This window comes from Bradyrhizobium sp. URHC0002, from assembly GCF_054059515.1.
Genome location: NZ_JBSSCF010000001.1, coordinates 8515665 through 8533749, shown reverse-complemented (window position 1 = coordinate 8533749; position 18085 = coordinate 8515665). Strand labels below are relative to the sequence as shown.

Genomic DNA, 18085 nt, shown 5'->3' with positions numbered 1-18085 from the left:
GGTTTTTCTGCCGCCGCGGGGGCCGCGGGCGCCGGCAGCCTCTTTCGGGTCGCGCTTTTGGCGTCCTCGGGGCGGTTCCGCTGGCTGCAGATAAGAAAGGGCTTGGAATCGTGACGACAGCGTCTTCGGCGGACCATCCGACACGCCGTGATTTCCTTTATGTTGCAACGGGAGCCGTCGCCGCCGTCGGCGCGGCTGCCACGGTGTGGCCGCTGGTTTCCCAGATGAACCCGGACGCCTCGACGATCGCGGCCGGCGCGCCGATTGAGGTCGACCTGACCCCGATCGCCGAAGGACAGGACATCAAGGTGTTCTGGCGCGGCAAGCCGATCTACATCAGCCACCGGACCAAGAAGCAGATCGAAGAGGCCCGCAAGGTGCCGGTAGCGAGCCTGCCCGATCCGCAGAGCGACGAGGCGCGCGTCAAGCCGGGTCATGACCAGTGGCTGGTCGTGATCGGCATCTGCACGCATCTCGGCTGTATCCCGATCGCCCATGAGGGTGCTTACGACGGCTTCTTCTGCCCCTGCCACGGTTCGGTCTACGACACCTCGGGCCGCATCCGTCAGGGACCGGCGCCCGCCAACCTGACGGTGCCGCCCTACGCATTCGTTTCCGACACCAAAATCCAGATCGGCTAAGGGCTCGGACCTTGTCCGAGACCGCTTAACCCGTCGCGTCGTTTTACTTCCTCAGGATCGCATCAATGAGCGGACCATCCGATTTCCAGCCGACCAATCCCGCCTTGAAGTGGATCGAACGGCGCCTCCCGATCATGGGACTCATGCACTCCTCGTTCGTGGCGTATCCGACGCCGCGTAACCTGAACTACTGGTGGACTTTCGGCGCCATCCTTTCGATGATGCTGGGCGTGCAGATCCTGACCGGCGTGATCCTGGCGATGCACTATACGCCGCACGCCGATCTCGCGTTCAAATCGGTCGAACTGATCGTGCGCGACGTCAATTACGGCTGGCTGCTGCGCAACGTCCACGCCTGCGGCGCCTCGATGTTCTTCTTCGCCGTCTACATCCACATGTTCCGCGGCCTCTATTACGGGTCGTACAAGGAGCCGCGTGAAGTGCTGTGGATCCTCGGTGTCATCATCTATCTCCTGATGATGGCGACCGGCTTCATGGGCTACGTGCTGCCGTGGGGCCAGATGAGCTTCTGGGGCGCCACCGTCATCACCAATCTGTTCTCCGCCGTGCCCTATATCGGCGACAGCATCGTGACGCTGCTGTGGGGCGGCTATGCCGTCGGCAATCCGACGCTGAACCGCTTCTTCTCGCTGCATTATCTGCTGCCGTTCGTGATCGCCGGCGTGGTCGTGCTGCACATCTGGGCGCTGCATGTCGCGGGCCAGAACAATCCGGCTGGCGTCGAAGCGAAGACCGAAAAGGACAGCGTGCCGTTCACGCCTTACGCGACCATCAAGGATGCGTTCGGCGTCTCCTGCTTCATGCTGTTCTTCGCATGGTTCATCTTCTACATGCCGAACTATCTCGGCGACGCCGACAACTACATCCCGGCCAATCCCGGCGTGACGCCCGCGCATATCGTGCCGGAATGGTACTACCTGCCGTTCTACGCGATCCTGCGCTCGATCCCGAACAAGCTCGCCGGCGTCGTCGCGATGTTCGGTGCAATCATCATCCTGGCGTTCCTGCCCTGGCTCGACAGCGCCAAAACCCGCTCGTCGAAATATCGTCCGCTGGCCAAGCAGTTCTTCTGGATGTTCGTGGTGGTCTGCATCGGGCTCGGCTATCTCGGCGCCCAGCCGCCGGAAGGCATCTATGTGATCGTCGGCCGCATCCTGACCGTCTGCTACTTCGCCTACTTCCTGATCCTGCTGCCGCTGCTCTCCCGGATCGAGAAGCCGCGCCCGGTGCCGAATTCGATCGCCGATGACGTGCTGGCAAAGTCCGGCGGAAAGCGCGCAACCGTGGCTTCCGCGGTGATTGCGTTGCTCGTTGCGGGCGGATTGTTCGCCGGCAGCGTGCAGGACGCCCGCGCCGACGATCATGGCGTTTCGCCGCCCGGACAGAAGTGGTCGTTCTCGGGTCCCTTCGGCAAGTTCGATCGCGGCGCTCTGCAGCGCGGCCTGAAGGTCTACAAGGAGGTCTGTTCCTCCTGCCACGGCCTGTCCTACGTCGCCTTCCGCAACCTCGCCGATGCCGGCGGCCCCGGATATTCGGTGGCGCAGGCTGCGGCGTTCGCCTCCGACTACAAGATCAAGGACGGCCCGAACGATCAGGGCGAGATGTTCGAGCGGCCGGGCCGGCCGGCGGATTATTTCCCGTCGCCGTTCCCGAACGAGCAGGCGGCCCGCGTGGCCAATGGCGGCGCGGCTCCGCCGGATCTGTCCCTGATCCCCAAGGCGCGCTCCTACAAGCGCGGCTTCCCGTGGTTCCTGATCGACTTCTTCACGCAATATCAGGAGCAGGGCCCGGACTACGTGGCCGCGCTGCTGCAGGGCTATGAGGACAAGCCGCCGGCCGGGTTCACGCTGCCGGAAGGCTCCTACTACAACAGGTATTTCCCCGGTCACGCCATCAAGATGCCGAAGCCGCTGAACGACGGCCAGGTCACCTTTGACGATGGTTCGCCGGCAACGGTTGCGCAGTACGCCAAGGACGTCACGACGTTCCTGATGTGGACCGCGGAGCCGCACATGGAAGCGCGCAAGGCACTCGGCCTGCAGGTGTTCGTGTTCCTGATCCTGCTCACGGGCTTGCTGTACTTCACCAAGAAGAAGGTCTGGGCCAACGCCCACTGATCGCGGCCCTTTTCATCGCGAATTTCGGAAAAGCCCCTGCGGGGGCTTTTTTGTTGCCCTGACCCGACCTGTGTGCACGGATCGAGCGATTGCTTCCGGAACGCGCTGCGGACAAGATGCCGGTCAATCATCCAGAAATCAGCGCGGAGGAACCCATGGGTACGAGCATCACTTTCAAGCGGCCGGACGGCAAGGATGCCAGCGGCTATCTCGCCAATGCCGCGCGTGGCAATGCGCCGGGCGTGGTCGTGATCCAGGAATGGTGGGGCCTGCAGGACCAGATCAAGGGCCTGTGCGACCGCTTCGCGGTGGCGGGCTTCGATGCGCTGGCGCCCGATCTCTACAAGGGCACGGTGGTGCCGTATCACGACACGGATGCGGCCGGCAAAGAGATGAACTCGCTGGATTTCATGGACGCCACCACGCAGACCGTGCGCGGCGCCGTGCAATATCTGTCGCGCAACGGCGCCAAGGTCGGGTTGACCGGCTTCTGCCTCGGCGGCGCGGTGACCATCATCGGCGCCACCAAAATTCCGGAGCTTGCGGCCGGCGTGGTGTTCTATGGCATTCCGCCGGAGCAGGCGGCAAAGCCTGCGGACGTGAAGATTCCGCTGCAGGCGCACTTCGCCAACAAGGACGACTGGTGCACGCCGCAGGTGGTCGATGCCTTCGAGCAGGGCATGAAGGCCGCCGGCAAGTCGCTCGAGTTGTTCCGCTATGACGCCGAGCACGCCTTCGTCAACGAGCAGCGGCAATCCGTGCATGACCGGCAGGCCGCCGAACTGGCCTGGGGCAGGGCGACGGAGTTTTTCAAGAAGCATCTGGGCTGAGATACGCGTGGCGGACGAGAGCTGAAAAATGCCGGTCGGCATCAGCCACCCCGGTCTCGGCTACGCGACGTTTTGCGCGATCAAGTTCGTTGGCTACACGGCTGCGGCGCAAGTCCTCTCGGTGAGCTACAACCGCGACGACCTCGCCTCGTGGAAGGTCGGCGCGGTTCGCACGCTGATCGGCATGGCGGCGGGCGCGGGCTATTACGGGCTGTGGCGCGTTCTCGGTCCGGACGCGTTTCGAACCGGCGCCGGGTACGACAGCTTTCCCTATCTCTATCTCGCCGGACTGTTGCCGGTCCGGATTGCCGAATGGTGGCTTCTGATCTTTCTGTTCTATGACCGCAAGCTGCGCCAGCCGGCCAGGGGCTGGCGCATGGTGGGGCTCGGCACGATATGGTCCTATGTCCTGGATGCGCCGGCCATGGCCGGCTTCATCGCAACGGCCGGGTTCTGGGTCTGCTGACGACGTGCGGCGGCGCCGCCGAGTGAGGAATGCAAAATGAAAATCTTCTGCACGGGCGCGTCGGGTTATATCGGCGGATCGGTCGCGGCGCATCTCATCGCCGCCGGACATCAGGTGACGGGCCTGGTGCGCTCGCCTGAAAAGGCCGAGGCGGTTCGCGCGCGGGGCATCCAGCCCCTGTTGGGAACGCTCGACGACGGGGAAATTCTGGCGCAGGCGGCGCAAGCCGCCGACGTCGTCGTCAACGCGGCGAGCGCCGATCACAAAGGCGCGGTCGAGAGCCTGCTTGGCGCGCTCGCCGGCAGCGGCAAGCCGCTCATCCACACATCGGGATCGAGCATTGTCGGCACGCGTGCCAAGGGTGAGCGTTCCGACGCCATTTTCGACGAAGACACTGCCATCACGCCATCGCCTGCGCGCGTGGCGCGGGTCGCGTTGAACGAGTTCATTCTCTCCCATCGCGACAAGGGCTGCCGGCCGGTCATCATCTGCCCGAGCCTGATCTATGGCCTCGGCCTTGGCGCCAATCCGGACAGCGTGCAGGTGCCTCTGCTGATCAGGCTGGCAAAAAAGCGCGGCAACGCGGCGCATGCCGGGCCCGGCGAGAACATCTGGTCGAACGTGCATATCAATGATCTCGTGACCCTCTACGCGCTTGCGATCGACAAGGCGCCGGCAGGCAGCTTCTATTTCGCCGAGAACGGCGAGAATTCGATGCGCGAAGCCTGCGAGGCGATCAACCGCATGCTGGGTTTTGCGGGACCGCCGACGGCGATGTCGATGGCGGAAGCCGCCGCCGATTGGAGCGAGGGCACGACGGAGGATACGATGGCATCCAACAGCCGGGTGCGCGCGAAGCGCGCGCGGCAGCTGGGCTGGCAGCCGAACGCCCGCGGATTGATCGAAGAGATCGAGCAGGGCTGTTACCGGGACTAGGTCTCGCCGTCGTCCCTGCGAAAGCAGGGACCTATACGCCGCGGCCTATCGTTTTGGGAAATGCTGTTCGACTGCTTCGCGCAACGATAACTCCCTGTGGTTATGGGTCCCTGCTTCCGCAGGGACGACGTAAGATCAGGTGCCAGCCTCACGCACCCCGTCCCACCACGCGCACGTGCCCGACATCAGCTTGTAATTGCCTTCCATCACCTGCACCGGCGCGCGCAAGCCCGAAGCCGCCGCGCGCAGGCGCATCTCGCGGGCAACCACGCGGTCTTCCGGTGGCAGCCAGACGCGCTCATGGCCCCACAGGCTCGGGCCGTCATGCATCTCCACCGCCTGCCACGTCGCGGGATCGATCTCGCGGCCGCCCCAGCCGCATTCGATCATGAAAGACGACGGCGTCTTGGCGTAGAACGAGGTCATGAAATCGTTGGTGTGACGGCCGAGCGTGACGCCGACGCGGTCTTCCTGCGTCATCGCGATGTCGTAGCACTGGCCGACATCGTCGAGCGAGAACAGCTCCACCATCAGATGATGCATGCCGTTCCGCCCCGTCTCGATCAGCGCGAGGCTGTGATGCCGCGCGTTGACGTGGAAGAAATAGGCGCGGAACGGCTTTGAGATGTAGTCGGACAATCCGAAGCCGAGCACGTCGACATAGAATGCCATGACCGGCTCGATATTCTCCACCGTCAGCACGGCATGCCCGAGCCCGAGCGGGCCGGTGCGGAAACCCGAAATCGATCGTCCCGGCGTAAAGGGCGTATCGTCGATCTCGGGGCCGCAAAAGGCTTCCAGCCGGTTGCCGGCCGGATCGTGAAACGAAATCAGGCTGCGGACGCGCCGGGCGTCGGCCAGCGTCTGCGGTTCTGCGGTGACGGGCACGCCGGCTTCTTCAAGCCGCGCCGCCAGCGCGTCCAGCGCCGCGCTGTCGGCAACCTCCCAGCCAAAGAACCGCGTGCCTTCGCCCATGGCGCGGTCGATCACGATGCGCTGCTTGCGGTCGTCCATCCGGAACGCCAGCAGCGAGTTGCCGCGCTCGACCGCCTGCAGCCCGACCAGGCCGGTCCCGAACTGCCGCCAGTCCTCGAGGTTGGCAGATCCGAAGCCGGCATATCCCAGACCCAGCAATGCCATCGCTTGCCTCCCTTGCCTGCAATCTTTGCGCGTTGAAAGCGCCGCTGCTTGCTCAAATCCTACGCAAGTTTTCCGTTTTCGGACACCCCAAGATGGGCCCGGAACGGGGGCATCCTGGCCCGTCGGTCTCTTGACATCATCAGCGGCGGATGTGATTAGGCTCCCATGAACACCGTTATCAGCCCATCCCGTCTTTGGTGGCGCACCTCTTAAAGAGGTGGCCGGTGCGATTTCATTTTTTAAAATCGTCGAAGGTCGCCATCGCAGTGCGACGGTCCCTTCGTTTGTCCTGTGTGGCGCTCCCTGGCGAAGTTTCGTAAGAGGATCACATGAACAGGACAGCCTTCTCCCTGCCCGAGCACAGCGACTACCGGACCAGCGGCGGCCTCGCGATTTCGCGGGCCGTCGAGCAGTTCACCGGCAACGCCAAGCGCCTTGACGACCTGATCGAACTGCTCGACCGTCGCCGCGGCGTGGTGCTGTCCTCAGGCACCACGGTGCCCGGCCGCTACGAGAGTTTCGATCTCGGCTTCGCCGATCCGCCGCTGGTGCTGGAAACGGTCGGCTCCGACTTTTCGCTTTCTGCGCTGAATGCGCGGGGCGAGGTGCTGATCGCGTTTCTGGGCGACGTGTTGCGCGAGCCCTGCGTGGTCATTTCGGAGCGAAGCGCGACGCATCTCTCAGGCCACATCATCCGCGGCGCTGCGCCGGTCGAGGAAGACCAGCGCACCCGCCGCGCCAGCGTGATGTCGCTGGTGCGCGATCTCGTCGCCGCCTTGTCAGCCAATGACGACCCGCTGCTCGGGCTGTTCGGCGCGTTCGCCTACGACCTCGTTTTCCAGATCGAGGACCTCGTGCAGAAGCGGGCGCGGGAGAGCGACCAACGCGACATCGTGCTGTATGTGCCGGATCGCCTCTTGGCCTATGACCGCGCCACCGGCCGCGGCGTGGTGCTGAGCTATGATTTTGCCTGGAAAGGAAAATCCACCAAGGGTCTGCCGCGCGACACCGCCGAGAGCGTTTACGCCAGAACGCCGCGGCAGGGCTTTGCCGACCACGCGCACGGCGAATATCAGGCGACTGTTGAGGTCGCGCGCGCGGCATTCGCACGCGGCGACCTGTTCGAGGCGGTGCCGGGGCAATTGTTTGCCGAGCCCTGCGAGCGTTCCCCGGCCGAAGTGTTCCAGCGACTCTGCCGCATCAACCCGTCGCCCTATGGCGCGCTGATGAATCTCGGCGACGGTGAATTTCTGGTGTCGGCCTCGCCGGAAATGTTCGTCCGCTCCGACGGCAGGCGAGTCGAGACCTGCCCGATCTCGGGCACCATCGCGCGCGGCGTCGATGCGATCGGCGATGCTGAGCAGATCAGGCAGCTGCTGAACTCGGAAAAAGACGAGTTCGAGCTCAACATGTGCACCGACGTCGACCGCAACGACAAGGCGCGCGTTTGCGTTCCCGGCACCATCAAGGTCCTGGCACGGCGGCAGATCGAGACCTATTCAAAACTGTTCCATACCGTCGATCATGTCGAAGGCATGCTGCGTCCGGGCTTCGATGCGCTCGATGCCTTCCTGACCCATGCCTGGGCGGTCACCGTGACCGGCGCGCCGAAATTATGGGCGATGCAGTTCGTCGAGGACAATGAGCGCTCGTCGCGGCGCTGGTATGCCGGCGCGATCGGTGCGGTGAATTTCGACGGCAGCATCAATACCGGGCTGACCATCCGCACCATTCGCATGAAGGACGGTCTGGCCGAAGTGCGCGTCGGCGCCACCTGTTTGTTCGATTCAGATCCCGCCGCGGAAGACCGCGAGTGCCAGGTCAAGGCGGCGGCGCTGTTCCAGGCGCTGCGCGGCGATGCACCAAAACCGTTGTCGGCGTTTGCGCCCGATGCCACCGGCTCGGGCCGCAAGGTGCTCTTGATCGACCACGACGACAGTTTTGTGCACATGCTGGCGGATTATTTCCGGCAGGTCGGCGCCAGCGTCACCGTGGTCCGGCACATCCACGCCCAGGAGATGCTGAAGAAGAATTGGGATCTGCTGGTGCTGTCGCCGGGCCCGGGACGGCCGGAGGATTTCGGGATTTCGAAAACCATTGGCACGGCGCTCGACCGGAAACTGCCGATCTTCGGCGTCTGCCTCGGCGTGCAGGCGATCGGCGAATATTTCGGCGGCCAACTCGGCCAGCTCACCCACCCCGCGCACGGGCGGCCGTCGCGGGTTCAGGTGCGCGGCGGACGGCTGATGCACAATCTGCCCAATGAAATCGTGATCGGACGCTATCATTCGCTCTATGTCGAGCGCGACAGCGTGCCCGAAGTTCTCGAGGTCACCGCGACCACCGAGGACGGCGTCGCGATGGCCATCGAACACAAGACCCTGCCGGTCGGCGGCGTGCAGTTTCACCCGGAATCGCTGATGTCGCTCGGCGGCGAGGTTGGCCTGCGTATCGTCGAAAACGCCTTTCGTCTGAACGTGCCAGTCAATTGAGGATTGCGAGATACCGATGACATTCGATCACGACCTGAAGGCCACCGTCCGCACCATTCCGGACTACCCGAAGCCGGGCATCCTGTTTCGCGACATCACGACCCTGCTGGCGGATGCGCGCGCGTTCCGCCGCGCGGTCGACGAATTGGTGCAGCCCTGGGCGGGATTGAAGATCGACAAGGTCGCCGGCATCGAGGCCAGGGGGTTCATCCTGGGCGGGGCGGTGGCGCATCAGGTCTCCGCAGGCTTCGTGCCGATCCGCAAGAAGGGCAAGCTGCCGCACACCACGGTACGGATTGCCTACTCGCTGGAATACGGCCTCGATGAAATGGAAATGCATGTCGATGCCGTTCTACCGGGCGAGCGCGTCATCCTGGTCGACGATCTCATCGCCACCGGCGGCACCGCGGAAGGCGCGGTGAAGCTGCTGCGCCAGATCGGCGCCAACGTGGTAGCGGCCTGTTTCATCATCGACCTGCCGGATTTGGGCGGCGCCGCCAAATTGCGCGCGATGGACGTTCCGGTGCGAACGCTGATGGCGTTCGAGGGGCATTGAGGTGACGACAAGCCGTAGGGTGGGCAAAGCGCAGCGTGCCCACCCTTTCGCAGCGCGCTCGGTGATGGATGGTGGGCACGTCGCTGCGCTCCTCTGCCCACCCTACGAGACTGGACTTCACACCGCCTCTGCATTGAGCTGCGACCGCCAATGCTGCGCGCGCTCTTTCAGCAGCGCATCGCGGATGTAGGACGTCTCTTCCTCTTCCAGCCGTTCGCATTCTTCGAACGTCAGGCTGTCAGGCCCATGCGCGGTCCATGCCGCCTGCAGGGTGCGGCAGGTGTGGCTGCCCTGGCGCAGCGTGAACCAGATCCGGTTCTGGATTTTCTCCAGATTGGGCGTCTGGCCGACCCACACCTGGGGCGAGGCCTTGCAGCGGATGACGAAAATCCCTGCGAAGGTTTTCCGCTCCTTGTAGGCGGCGATCGCCGTCTTTCTGTCTGATGTCACGGGGATGGTCTCGCCAGTTGCGGTCAGGCCGAGGCGATACCAGACAAGGCGGGGTCCGTCAATATTACCCGGGTAATATTTGCCTGCTCGTCGAGCCGGCCAAGAGGAGCTCACGACTGCTGCGGGAGCAGGCTGAACTCGAGCTCCCGAAAGCTGGTGTAGTTCTTCCGTATCCACTGGTGCAGCTCGGTCGACGAATCCCTCTCGTTGCGCAGGTAGTCGGTGAAGGAAAAGCTCGGCCGGTCGACATAGGTCTTCAGGAACGAGGGCAGGGCCGTTATCCGCAGCACCCGCCCCAGGCCCATCTCGCCGGGCAGTTCGCCCCGCACCACATACTCGTTGTCGACCGTAATCAGCGCTTTCAGCGGGATCTGCTCCCGTAGCGTCGGATAGGCGCGCGCGGAAACACGGTCGGTATCGGCCACGAACAGGACAATCGGTGCCACGCCGCGCCGTGCGGCCTCTTTCAGGAAACCGATCTCGTTGGTCATCTTGAAGAACTCGTCGAACGCATGAAAGCCAAGGTCGACCACCTTGGCGACGCCGTCATGGACGATCAGGCGGTCCATGAGCTGCATCTTGCCGTAGGTGTCCATGACCTCGGCCGTCTCGGTCAGGCGCGGCAGATATTCGAGCAGCGACGGTTCCTTCAGGTTGATGTCGAAGGAAGATACTGCGCCGTCTTTCAGCAGCAGAAATTCGCTCAAGAGCCGCGCGAGCAGCGTCTTGCCGACCAGTGGACGGGGCGAGCAGATGATGTAGACGGGCGTGAGGCTCATCACGCGCTATATCAGGCGAATTTTTCGTCTAATCCAGCCCCAACGCAGTCAGGTTGTGATTATTTTTCGCCGCCGCGCACGCCAGGCTTGGCGCCGACCAGATCGGTCAGCTTGATGCGGTCGAACTCGCTCCAGACATTGGCGAGCCAGTGCCGGACATAGCCGCGCAGCACGAACGAGTAGTTCGCGGCTTCGTCCTCCTTGCCCTTATTGGCGACGAATTTGAGGAACGGCACCGAGGAAACCTCGACCTGCTCATAGGCCATTTCGTTGAGCTTGGGGATCGTGAGTTCGGTGGCGTCCTTGATGCGGTGGAAATAGGAATTGTAGGTCGCCTGGTCCCACTGGAAGAACTGGGTGTCGTTGATGAAGTTCTTCACCAGGTAATATTTGGCGCCCTGCATGAAATTAGCGGTTTCGGCGATTTCATCCAGCGAGGCGATCGAGGGGCCCAGTATGTGGAACACGGCGAAGGTGATCTGTCCTGCCTTGGCCGCATCGAGAAAGCCGATGTCGCGCAGCGAGGCCAGCGCCGGGGACAGCAGTCCGGCGCGGACGTCGATCACGGTCACGGAGGGGCTGGCCGCGTTCAGCGTATCGAAGATCTTCATCTGGTCCGAGGTCGTCGTCATGTCGACGATCTCGGTGATGTCGGGGTGGAAGCGCATCAAGGTGCCGCGCGGCGATTCGGTGTCGAACGCCCGGGTCGGCACGTTGTTGGCGCTGAAGTAATCCAGGAGCGTCCGCGACACGGTCGTCTTGCCGACCCCGCCCTTGTCCGCGCCCACCACAATCACGACTGGCTTTGCCATGGAATTCCTTTGAACAACGTCTCCGACCGCGGGAGCGATCGGTTGGCCCCATTCCCCTGCTTTGGGCGCGAACATGGCAGAAACAAGGGAGAATTCAATTCCTTAGACGGCCACCGCCATGATTCATACGGAATTTGTTATGCGCCAAGGGGGTAGCGGCGGATGCTCAATTGTGCCGGCCCCAGGGGCCCTCCGACGGGGCAGGACGCGCGGCCTCTTGGGCATCGCTCCAGGGGCCGCGGGGGACCGGTTGCGGGATCTGACCGGGGGCCGATTCGTCCCGATCATCTGGTTCGTCCGCCCTGTCCGACGGCAACGCCAGCGGGCCGGGGTCGTGACCGCCGGCGAACTGCACCAGCGCCTTGACGCGAGAATCCACGGACGGATGGGTCGCGAACAGGTCGGCAAATCCCTCGCGGGGATTGTCGACGCAGAGCTCCATGACCGCGGAGGTTGCGCCGGGAAGCTCGCCGCGGTTCTCGATCTTGCGCAGCGCCGTGATCATGGCGTCGGGATTCTTGGTCAGTTCGACCGAACCGGCATCGGCCAGCAATTCGCGCGACCGCGACAGCGCCAGCTTGACGACCTGCGACAACAGCCACGCCACCAGGATCAGGGCGATCGCAATAATCACAACGATGATTGCGCCACCACCGCCGGAGCCCTTGCTGTCGCTGTCCGAAGATGATGACGAACGCGAGGACGACGATGACCAGCCGCTGCCGCTCGAATTCCACGACAGGTTGGTGAACATGCGAAAGAACAATTCGCCGAAGAAGCCGACCACGCCGGCGATGATGACCGCGATCACCATCAACTGCACGTCGCCGTTGCGGATATGGGTCAGCTCATGGCCCAGCACGGCCTCGATTTCCTGGTCGTTCAATGCCTGCAGCAAACCGGTCGTGACCGTGACGGAATATTGCCGCCGGTTGAGGCCGCTCGCGAACGCGTTCAGCGCCGGGCTGTCCATCACCTTCAGCTTCGGCATCGGGATGCCGCGCGAGATGCAGAGATTTTCCAGCAGATTGTAGAGCCGCGGCTGTTGTTGCCGCGTCACGTCCTCGCCGCCGGTGACGGCGTCGATCATGTTCTGATGGAAGAAATACGCGATCACGATCCACAGCGCGGCCACGCCGGTCGCATAGGGAAAGGCCGTCACCAGATCGCGCGACGCGGCCCGCAAATAATAGTCGACCGGGGCGTCGCTGCGGATCAGCACTTCCGCGAGCAATGCGCCGGCAAACACCAGCACGTAGATCAGCAGGAACAGGCCGGCGAGCAACAGCATCGAACGAAACTTGTTCGATGCGATATGCGTGTAGAGACCGTACGCGGCCATGACGTGCTGCTCTGCCGGAACGTTTCGGGCCTAGAATTTCACCGTCGGCACCACCTCGACTTCGGCGCGGCTGGCGCCGAGATCGAAGAATTCCTTGCGGGTGAAGCCGAACATGCCGGCGAACAGCGCCGCAGGCAGTTGCTGGATGCCGGTGTTATATTCCTGGACCGCGTTGTTGAAGAAGCGGCGACTGGCCGCGATCTTGTTTTCGAGGTCGGACAGCTCGCCCGCAAGCTGCTGGAAGTTGGCATTGGCCTTGAGGTCCGGATAGGCCTCCGACAGTGCGATCAGCCGGCCGAGGGCGCCGCTCAACTGGTTTTCGGCGGCGCCGACTTGCGCCGGCCCCTGCGCCGACATCGCCGAATTGCGCGCCTTGATGACGTCGTCGAGCGTGCCGCGCTCGTGGCTGGCGTAGCCCTTCACGGTTTCGACCAGGTTCGGAATCAGGTCGTGACGCTGCTTGAGCTGGACATCGATGTCGGCAAAGGCCTGGCTGACGCGCTGGCTGAGCGCGACCAGGCGGTTATACGCGCCGAAGGCAAACAGCACGATGATGACGATGACGCCGATAACGATCCAGCCGGTCGACATGACGGACAACTCCTGTGGGACGAAGAGGCAGGGAACCTAGACGAAAAACCGGGCGCGCGGCAGCCCGCCCGCGATTTGGGGCATGGCTTTAGTCGGAAGTGGGGCGGGATAAGTTCAATTCGGTCGTGTCCGGGGCACGGAGACCGCCGTCTGAATCAGCTCTCCTCCATCACCGCATCGCCCCACCGCCAACGCCGGGCGGCGGCGTAATCTGCTTTGGCGCGGCGCGGCACCTTTGTGAGGGAGAGACCCTCCGGCGCGCAAAGCTTCGCGGTTATTTCGACCTTGCTGACGGCCGGCTGTGCGAGCACCCGCGACGGGCGTTGGACGACCGCCGCGCGCGTCAACGCGACATAAGCAAACTTCTCGTCCTCGAACGGCAGCTCCGCGCCCTTGACCTGCTTGTGTGCACGCGAGCGCTGCAAGCGCTGGGTGAAATGGCACCAGTCGGGCGCCTGCAGCGGGCATTTGCCGTCGTGCGGGCAGGGCGCGGCGACATGCGCCCCCAACGCGATCAGCCGCTCACGCAACGCGATGATCCGGGCATAGCCGGCAGGCGTGCCCGGTTCGACCACGAGCAGCGTGTCGCGGGTTTTTTGCCACATCAGTTCGGCGAGTGCGCGTCGCTCGCCATCGCCGATTTCGCCGATCATGTAGCTCGCCACGACAAGATCGGCCGTATCCGCTCCGGTCAGGGCGGCGCGGGCTTCTCCGCGTTGATAGCTGACGTCACGCAGGCGAAAGCTGTCGGTGACGAGGCCGAGCGCCAGCGCGCGCAACGCGTCGTTGGCATCGAGCAGCGTAAAGCGTTGCAGAGATGGGAAGGTTTCCGCCGCCGCCCAGGTCGCCGTGCCCGGCCCGGCGCCGACATCGAGCAGGCTTGTCGGCGCGAGGTCCGGCCTGATCTCGACGAGCGCGTTCAGGCTCGCCGTGACCGCGGCATAGGTGGCGGGCATCCGCGCCAGCGCGTAGGCCAGCGCATCGGCCTCCGAGCGGATGGCGCCGGAGCCGCCGCCGTCGCGATAGGTTTTCGAGATTGAAGCGGCGCGACCGGCGGCGTCGCTGCGCGAAAACCCCCGCAGCTTGCCGTCGAGCGCGGCCTTCAGTTCGGCAGGGAGGTCGGGCGAGGTCATTTGTCTCGTCATGCCCGCGCAGGCGGGCATCCAGTACGCCGAGAAGGTTGAGTGTCTTACAAGATAGCGCGGCGCACTGGATCATCCGCCTCCGCGGATGATGACGTCAACTGGGTGAGGCAGCGCGCCTCACGCCACGTTCTGATCCAAAATCTTTACCGCGTCGTCGAGGCCGACCGAGACCAGTTGCGAGACGCCGCGTTCGGCCATGGTGACGCCGAACAGCCGGTTCATCCGCGCCATGGTGATCGGATTATGCGTGATGATGATGAAGCGGGTCTCCGTCGACGACGTCATCTCGTGCAACAGGTTGCAGAACCGCTCCACGTTGTGGTCGTCGAGCGGCGCGTCGACTTCGTCCAGCACGCAGATCGGCGACGGGTTGGTGAGGAACACCGCGAAGATCAGCGCCAGCGCGGTCAGGGCCTGCTCGCCGCCTGACAGCAGCGACAGCGTCTGCGGCTTTTTGCCGGGCGGCTTTGCGATGATTTCCAGACCGGCTTCCAGGGGATCGTCGCTTTCGATCAGATGAAGTGCGGCTTCGCCGCCGCCGAACAGTTCGGTGAACAGCCGCTTGAAATGCTCGTTGACGGTCTCGAACGAGGTCAAAAGCCGCTCGCGGGCTTCCTTGTTGAGGCTCTGGATGCCCTGGCGCAACCGCTTGATGGCTTCGACCAGGTCGTCGCGCTCGGTGGTCAGCGCGGTGTGCTGGGTTTCCACCTCGCGGAGTTCTTCTTCGGCGCGCAGATTGACGGCGCCGAGACGCTCGCGGTCGCGGCGCAGCTTTTCAAGGCTTTCCTCGATCTCGCCCAGCGGCGGCAGTTCCGCGCCCGGCTCGAGCTCGGCGAGCGCCGCTACCGCATGCGGCTCGACTTCGAGCATGTCGTGGATTTCCCGCTCGATGTCGGAAAGCCGGCGCTTGGTGCCCTCCATGCGTTCCTCGGCGCGGGCGCAGGCCTCGCGGGCGGAGGAGAGCGCTTCGAGCGAAGCCTTGGCTTCGCGGTCGGTCTGCGCCATCACGCTCTCGGCGGCGGCGAGCGCGTCGGCGGCGACGCGGCGGGCGGTTTCAGCGGATTCGATTTCGTTGATCAGCGCGCGGCGCTTTTCGGCGAACAGAGCCGGCGCATCTTCCAGATCGGCGCGCTCGGCCGTTACTTCGGTGATCCGCGCCTCTACGGTGGCAACCTGGGAGGCCGCGCTTTGCCTGCGGTTCTGCCATTCGGTGCGTTCGGCCGTGATCGCCTGCACGCGCTTGTCGGCCAATTCGGCCTCGCGCGCCAGCGCCTGGGCTTCGGCCCGCACTTGCGCGGCAAAGCGGCGGTGTCCGTCAATCTCGCTGCGAACGGTGGCGAGCCTGGCTTCCGTCTCATCAGTTGGCGGCAACTCGGCCAGCGCGGCGTTGGCGCTCTCATGCGCGGCTTCAGCCTCGCTGCGATCGGCGGCGAGCCTTGTATGGGCTTCGGTCAGCGCGGATTTGCGCGCGGCGTGGCGATTGATCTCGCGCTCGGTCGTGGCATGGCGTTCGCGCGCCGCATCGGCCTCGCGCTGCGCCGCCCGCCATGCCTCGCGGGCGGCGGTTTCGGCGGCGGAGGCCGCCTTCAGTTCGGCCTCGGCGTCTTCCAGCGCCTGGCGCTTATTGGCAGCGTCGGAGCGGGCCTGTTCCAGCTCGTGTTCGATGTCGACGAGGCGTGCACGTTCGGCAAGACGCCGCGCGGCACCGGTCGGCGCATGCGCCGACGCAACAAAGCCGTCCCAGCGCCAGACGTCGCCTTCCAGCGACACCAGCCGCTGGCCGGTCTTCAACTGCGACACCAGTTCGGCGCCGCGCTCCTTCGGCACGACGCCGATCTGCGCGAGACGACGCGCCAGTTCGGGCGGCGCCTCGACATGAGCGGCAAGCGGGTCGACGCCGGCCGGCAGCGACGGATCGTCGAAGCTCGCGCCCGCATTGGTCCAGCGCATCGGCGCGGATGGGTCGACGGGGGCGTCAAGATCGTCACCGAGGACGGCGCCGATCGCCTTTTCATAGCCCTTGGTGACGGTGACGCCGTCGATGATCGGCGGCCACAAATTCTTGGTCTCGCCGTTGACGAGCTTTGAAATGGTGCGCGCCTCGGTTTCGAGCCGCTGCACGCGCTTGTCGGCCTCGGTAAGCGGGGCGCGGGAGGCTTCGAGCTTCTGTCGCGCGGCGACGTGGCCGGTCTCGCTGGCCTGTGCTGCGGCTTCGGATACCGCCAGCGTTTCCTGCGCGGTCTCCATGGCCGCGGCGAGCGCGTCGAGGTCACCGAGATTGCCGGTCTCGTCGCTGAGCTTCTGCTCATCGGCCTGGACGCTGGCGATCTCCTGATCGAGCCGGGCCAGACGGTCGCGGTGGGTGCGTACGCCAGCCTCTAACTGGTTGCGCTTGGCGGTGAGGTCGGCGAGCGCGGTGGTCAGCTCGCCGAACATGCGTTCGGCCGCGGCCAGCGTCGCTTCCGCTTCGGAAACCCGTTCATCAATGCCGGAGCGCTTTTCGACGCGCGACTTGATTTCTTCCTTTAACTCGGCGTCCTCGGTGTCGAGCCGCTGCAGCGCCACTTCGGCGTCGGAAGCCTGCTGCTGCTCGCGCGCGATGTCGCCGGCGAACTGCTGCAGCCGCCGGTCGAGTTCGGCGACGCGCTCCTTGGCGCGGGCTTCCTCACGGTCGAGCTGTTCGCGCGCATTGGTGAGGCGCTGCAGCCCCGCCGCGGCGCGGGCTTCGCCCTCGCGCAGCGCCGGGAGTTCGGAGGCGCGGATCGCCTGGATGCGCGCGGCCTCGGCCTGCTCGCGGGTGCGCTCGGCCATCTCGCGCACGTTGATGTCGTGGGTATGCCCGGCTTCCGCGACGTCGGCATTGGCCTCCAGCCAGCGCAGATGGAACAGCGTGGCCTCGGCCTTGCGCACCTTGGCGGCAACTTCGCGGAAGCGAATGGCCTGGCGGGCTTGCTTCTTCAACCCGTCCATCTGGCCGGACAATTGCCCGATCACGTCCTCGACACGGGTGAGGTTGGTTTCGGCCGCCTTCAACCGCAGCTCGGCTTCGTGGCGGCGGGCGTGCAGGCCGGCGACGCCGGCGGCGTCTTCCAGCACGCGGCGGCGCTGTTCGGGTTTGGCCTGAATGATCTCGCCGATCTTGCCCTGGTGAACCAGCGCCGGCGAACGTGCGCCGGTGGCAGCATCGGCAAACAGGATCTGCACGTCGCGGGCGCGGACGTCGCGGCCGTTGATGCGATAAACGGAACCGGCTTCACGTTCGATGCGTCGGGAGATTTCCAGAACCTGGCTGTCATTCATGGCGGCCGGGGCGGTGCGATCGGCATTGTCGATCGTCATGGTAACTTCGGCGTGGTTCCGCGCCGGTCGGTTGCCGGAACCGGCAAAGATCACCGCGTCCATGTCGGCGGCGCGCAGCGATTTGTGCGACGTCTCGCCCATCGCCCAGCGCAGCGCCTCGACCAGATTCGACTTGCCGCAGCCGTTCGGTCCGACCACGCCGGTGAGGCCGGGTTCGATCATGAAATCAGTGGCTTCAACGAACGACTTGAAACCGTGGAGGCGGAGGCGCGTGAGTTTCATGAACACAAATCTCTGTTGGCCGGGCGCGAATCTCCCTGCCGTGACAATACCATAGAAGGCAATGTCGGTGTGTGGACGAACCGCCTGTTGCGGCACTTATCGGTGCGACAATGGCGAGGCCGGGGCCGGAGGGCAACGGGCCCTCGAGGCTTTTCCCAAGAGTTTTAGGGAGAGTTTTAGGGCCT

The 18085-nt window shown here is 64.5% G+C and carries 15 protein-coding genes; 7 read left to right on the top strand and 8 right to left on the bottom strand.

Annotated elements, in window-relative coordinates; translation table 11 throughout:
* Positions 1–110 precede the first annotated feature (110 nt).
* The 5 genes from petA (at position 111) to ACVWVY_RS41125 (ending at position 5011) form a co-directional block, all read left to right on the top strand.
* Entirely contained in the window at positions 111–641 is a 531-nt protein-coding gene (gene petA, locus ACVWVY_RS41145) for a ubiquinol-cytochrome c reductase iron-sulfur subunit (RefSeq protein ID WP_456631734.1), read from the top strand.
* A 65-nt stretch (positions 642–706) separates the two neighbouring features.
* Positions 707–2779, top strand: coding sequence for a cytochrome c1 (locus ACVWVY_RS41140; RefSeq protein ID WP_456631733.1), 2073 nt, complete (start codon positions 707–709; stop codon positions 2777–2779).
* Between the two features lie 155 nt (positions 2780–2934).
* Complete coding sequence (locus tag ACVWVY_RS41135) at positions 2935–3609, top strand: dienelactone hydrolase family protein (RefSeq protein ID WP_456631732.1); 675 nt, start codon at positions 2935–2937, stop codon at positions 3607–3609.
* Between the two features lie 28 nt (positions 3610–3637).
* Positions 3638–4075, top strand: coding sequence for a hypothetical protein (locus tag ACVWVY_RS41130; protein WP_456631731.1), 438 nt, complete (start codon positions 3638–3640; stop codon positions 4073–4075).
* A 36-nt stretch (positions 4076–4111) separates the two neighbouring features.
* Positions 4112–5011: an NAD-dependent epimerase/dehydratase family protein gene (locus ACVWVY_RS41125; RefSeq protein ID WP_456631730.1), complete on the top strand. Its 900-nt coding sequence runs from the start codon at positions 4112–4114 to the stop codon at positions 5009–5011.
* Between the two features lie 135 nt (positions 5012–5146).
* On the opposite strand, the gene ACVWVY_RS41120 is transcribed toward ACVWVY_RS41125, so the two are convergent.
* Complete coding sequence (locus tag ACVWVY_RS41120) at positions 5147–6151, bottom strand: VOC family protein (RefSeq protein ID WP_456631729.1); 1005 nt, start codon at positions 6149–6151, stop codon at positions 5147–5149.
* 329 nt (positions 6152–6480) lie between these two features.
* Here ACVWVY_RS41120 and ACVWVY_RS41115 point away from each other — a divergent pair, with 329 nt between their 5' ends.
* Both ACVWVY_RS41115 and ACVWVY_RS41110 read left to right on the top strand, forming a co-directional pair.
* Positions 6481–8643 (top strand): anthranilate synthase component I, encoded by a 2163-nt coding sequence (locus tag ACVWVY_RS41115; RefSeq protein WP_456631728.1) that lies wholly within the window; start codon positions 6481–6483, stop codon positions 8641–8643.
* 16 nt (positions 8644–8659) lie between these two features.
* The gene (locus ACVWVY_RS41110) at positions 8660–9199 is read left to right on the top strand and encodes an adenine phosphoribosyltransferase (protein WP_456631727.1); all 540 of its coding nucleotides are present in this window, start codon (positions 8660–8662) and stop codon (positions 9197–9199) included.
* Positions 9200–9316: 117 nt separating this feature from the next.
* Here the strand turns inward: ACVWVY_RS41110 and ACVWVY_RS41105 are convergent, their stop codons facing one another.
* The 7 genes from ACVWVY_RS41105 to smc all read right to left on the bottom strand — a co-directional run bounded on the left by ACVWVY_RS41105 (position 9317) and on the right by smc (position 17900).
* A complete protein-coding gene (locus ACVWVY_RS41105) occupies positions 9317–9649 on the bottom strand; it encodes a GIY-YIG nuclease family protein (protein WP_456631726.1) in 333 nt (110 codons plus the stop codon).
* 110 nt (positions 9650–9759) lie between these two features.
* Positions 9760–10428: a hypothetical protein gene (locus ACVWVY_RS41100; RefSeq protein ID WP_456631725.1), complete on the bottom strand. Its 669-nt coding sequence runs from the start codon at positions 10426–10428 to the stop codon at positions 9760–9762.
* 59 nt (positions 10429–10487) lie between these two features.
* Positions 10488–11240 (bottom strand): hypothetical protein, encoded by a 753-nt coding sequence (locus ACVWVY_RS41095; protein ID WP_456631724.1) that lies wholly within the window; start codon positions 11238–11240, stop codon positions 10488–10490.
* Positions 11241–11406: 166 nt separating this feature from the next.
* The gene (locus ACVWVY_RS41090) at positions 11407–12582 is read right to left on the bottom strand and encodes a M48 family metallopeptidase (RefSeq protein WP_456631723.1); all 1176 of its coding nucleotides are present in this window, start codon (positions 12580–12582) and stop codon (positions 11407–11409) included.
* A 30-nt stretch (positions 12583–12612) separates the two neighbouring features.
* Entirely contained in the window at positions 12613–13173 is a 561-nt protein-coding gene (locus tag ACVWVY_RS41085) for a LemA family protein (RefSeq protein ID WP_456631722.1), read from the bottom strand.
* Between the two features lie 155 nt (positions 13174–13328).
* The gene (locus ACVWVY_RS41080; protein WP_456631721.1) at positions 13329–14306 is read right to left on the bottom strand and encodes a small ribosomal subunit Rsm22 family protein; all 978 of its coding nucleotides are present in this window, start codon (positions 14304–14306) and stop codon (positions 13329–13331) included.
* Between the two features lie 129 nt (positions 14307–14435).
* Positions 14436–17900 (bottom strand): chromosome segregation protein SMC, encoded by a 3465-nt coding sequence (gene smc, locus ACVWVY_RS41075; RefSeq protein WP_456631720.1) that lies wholly within the window; start codon positions 17898–17900, stop codon positions 14436–14438.
* Positions 17901–18085 lie beyond the last annotated feature (185 nt).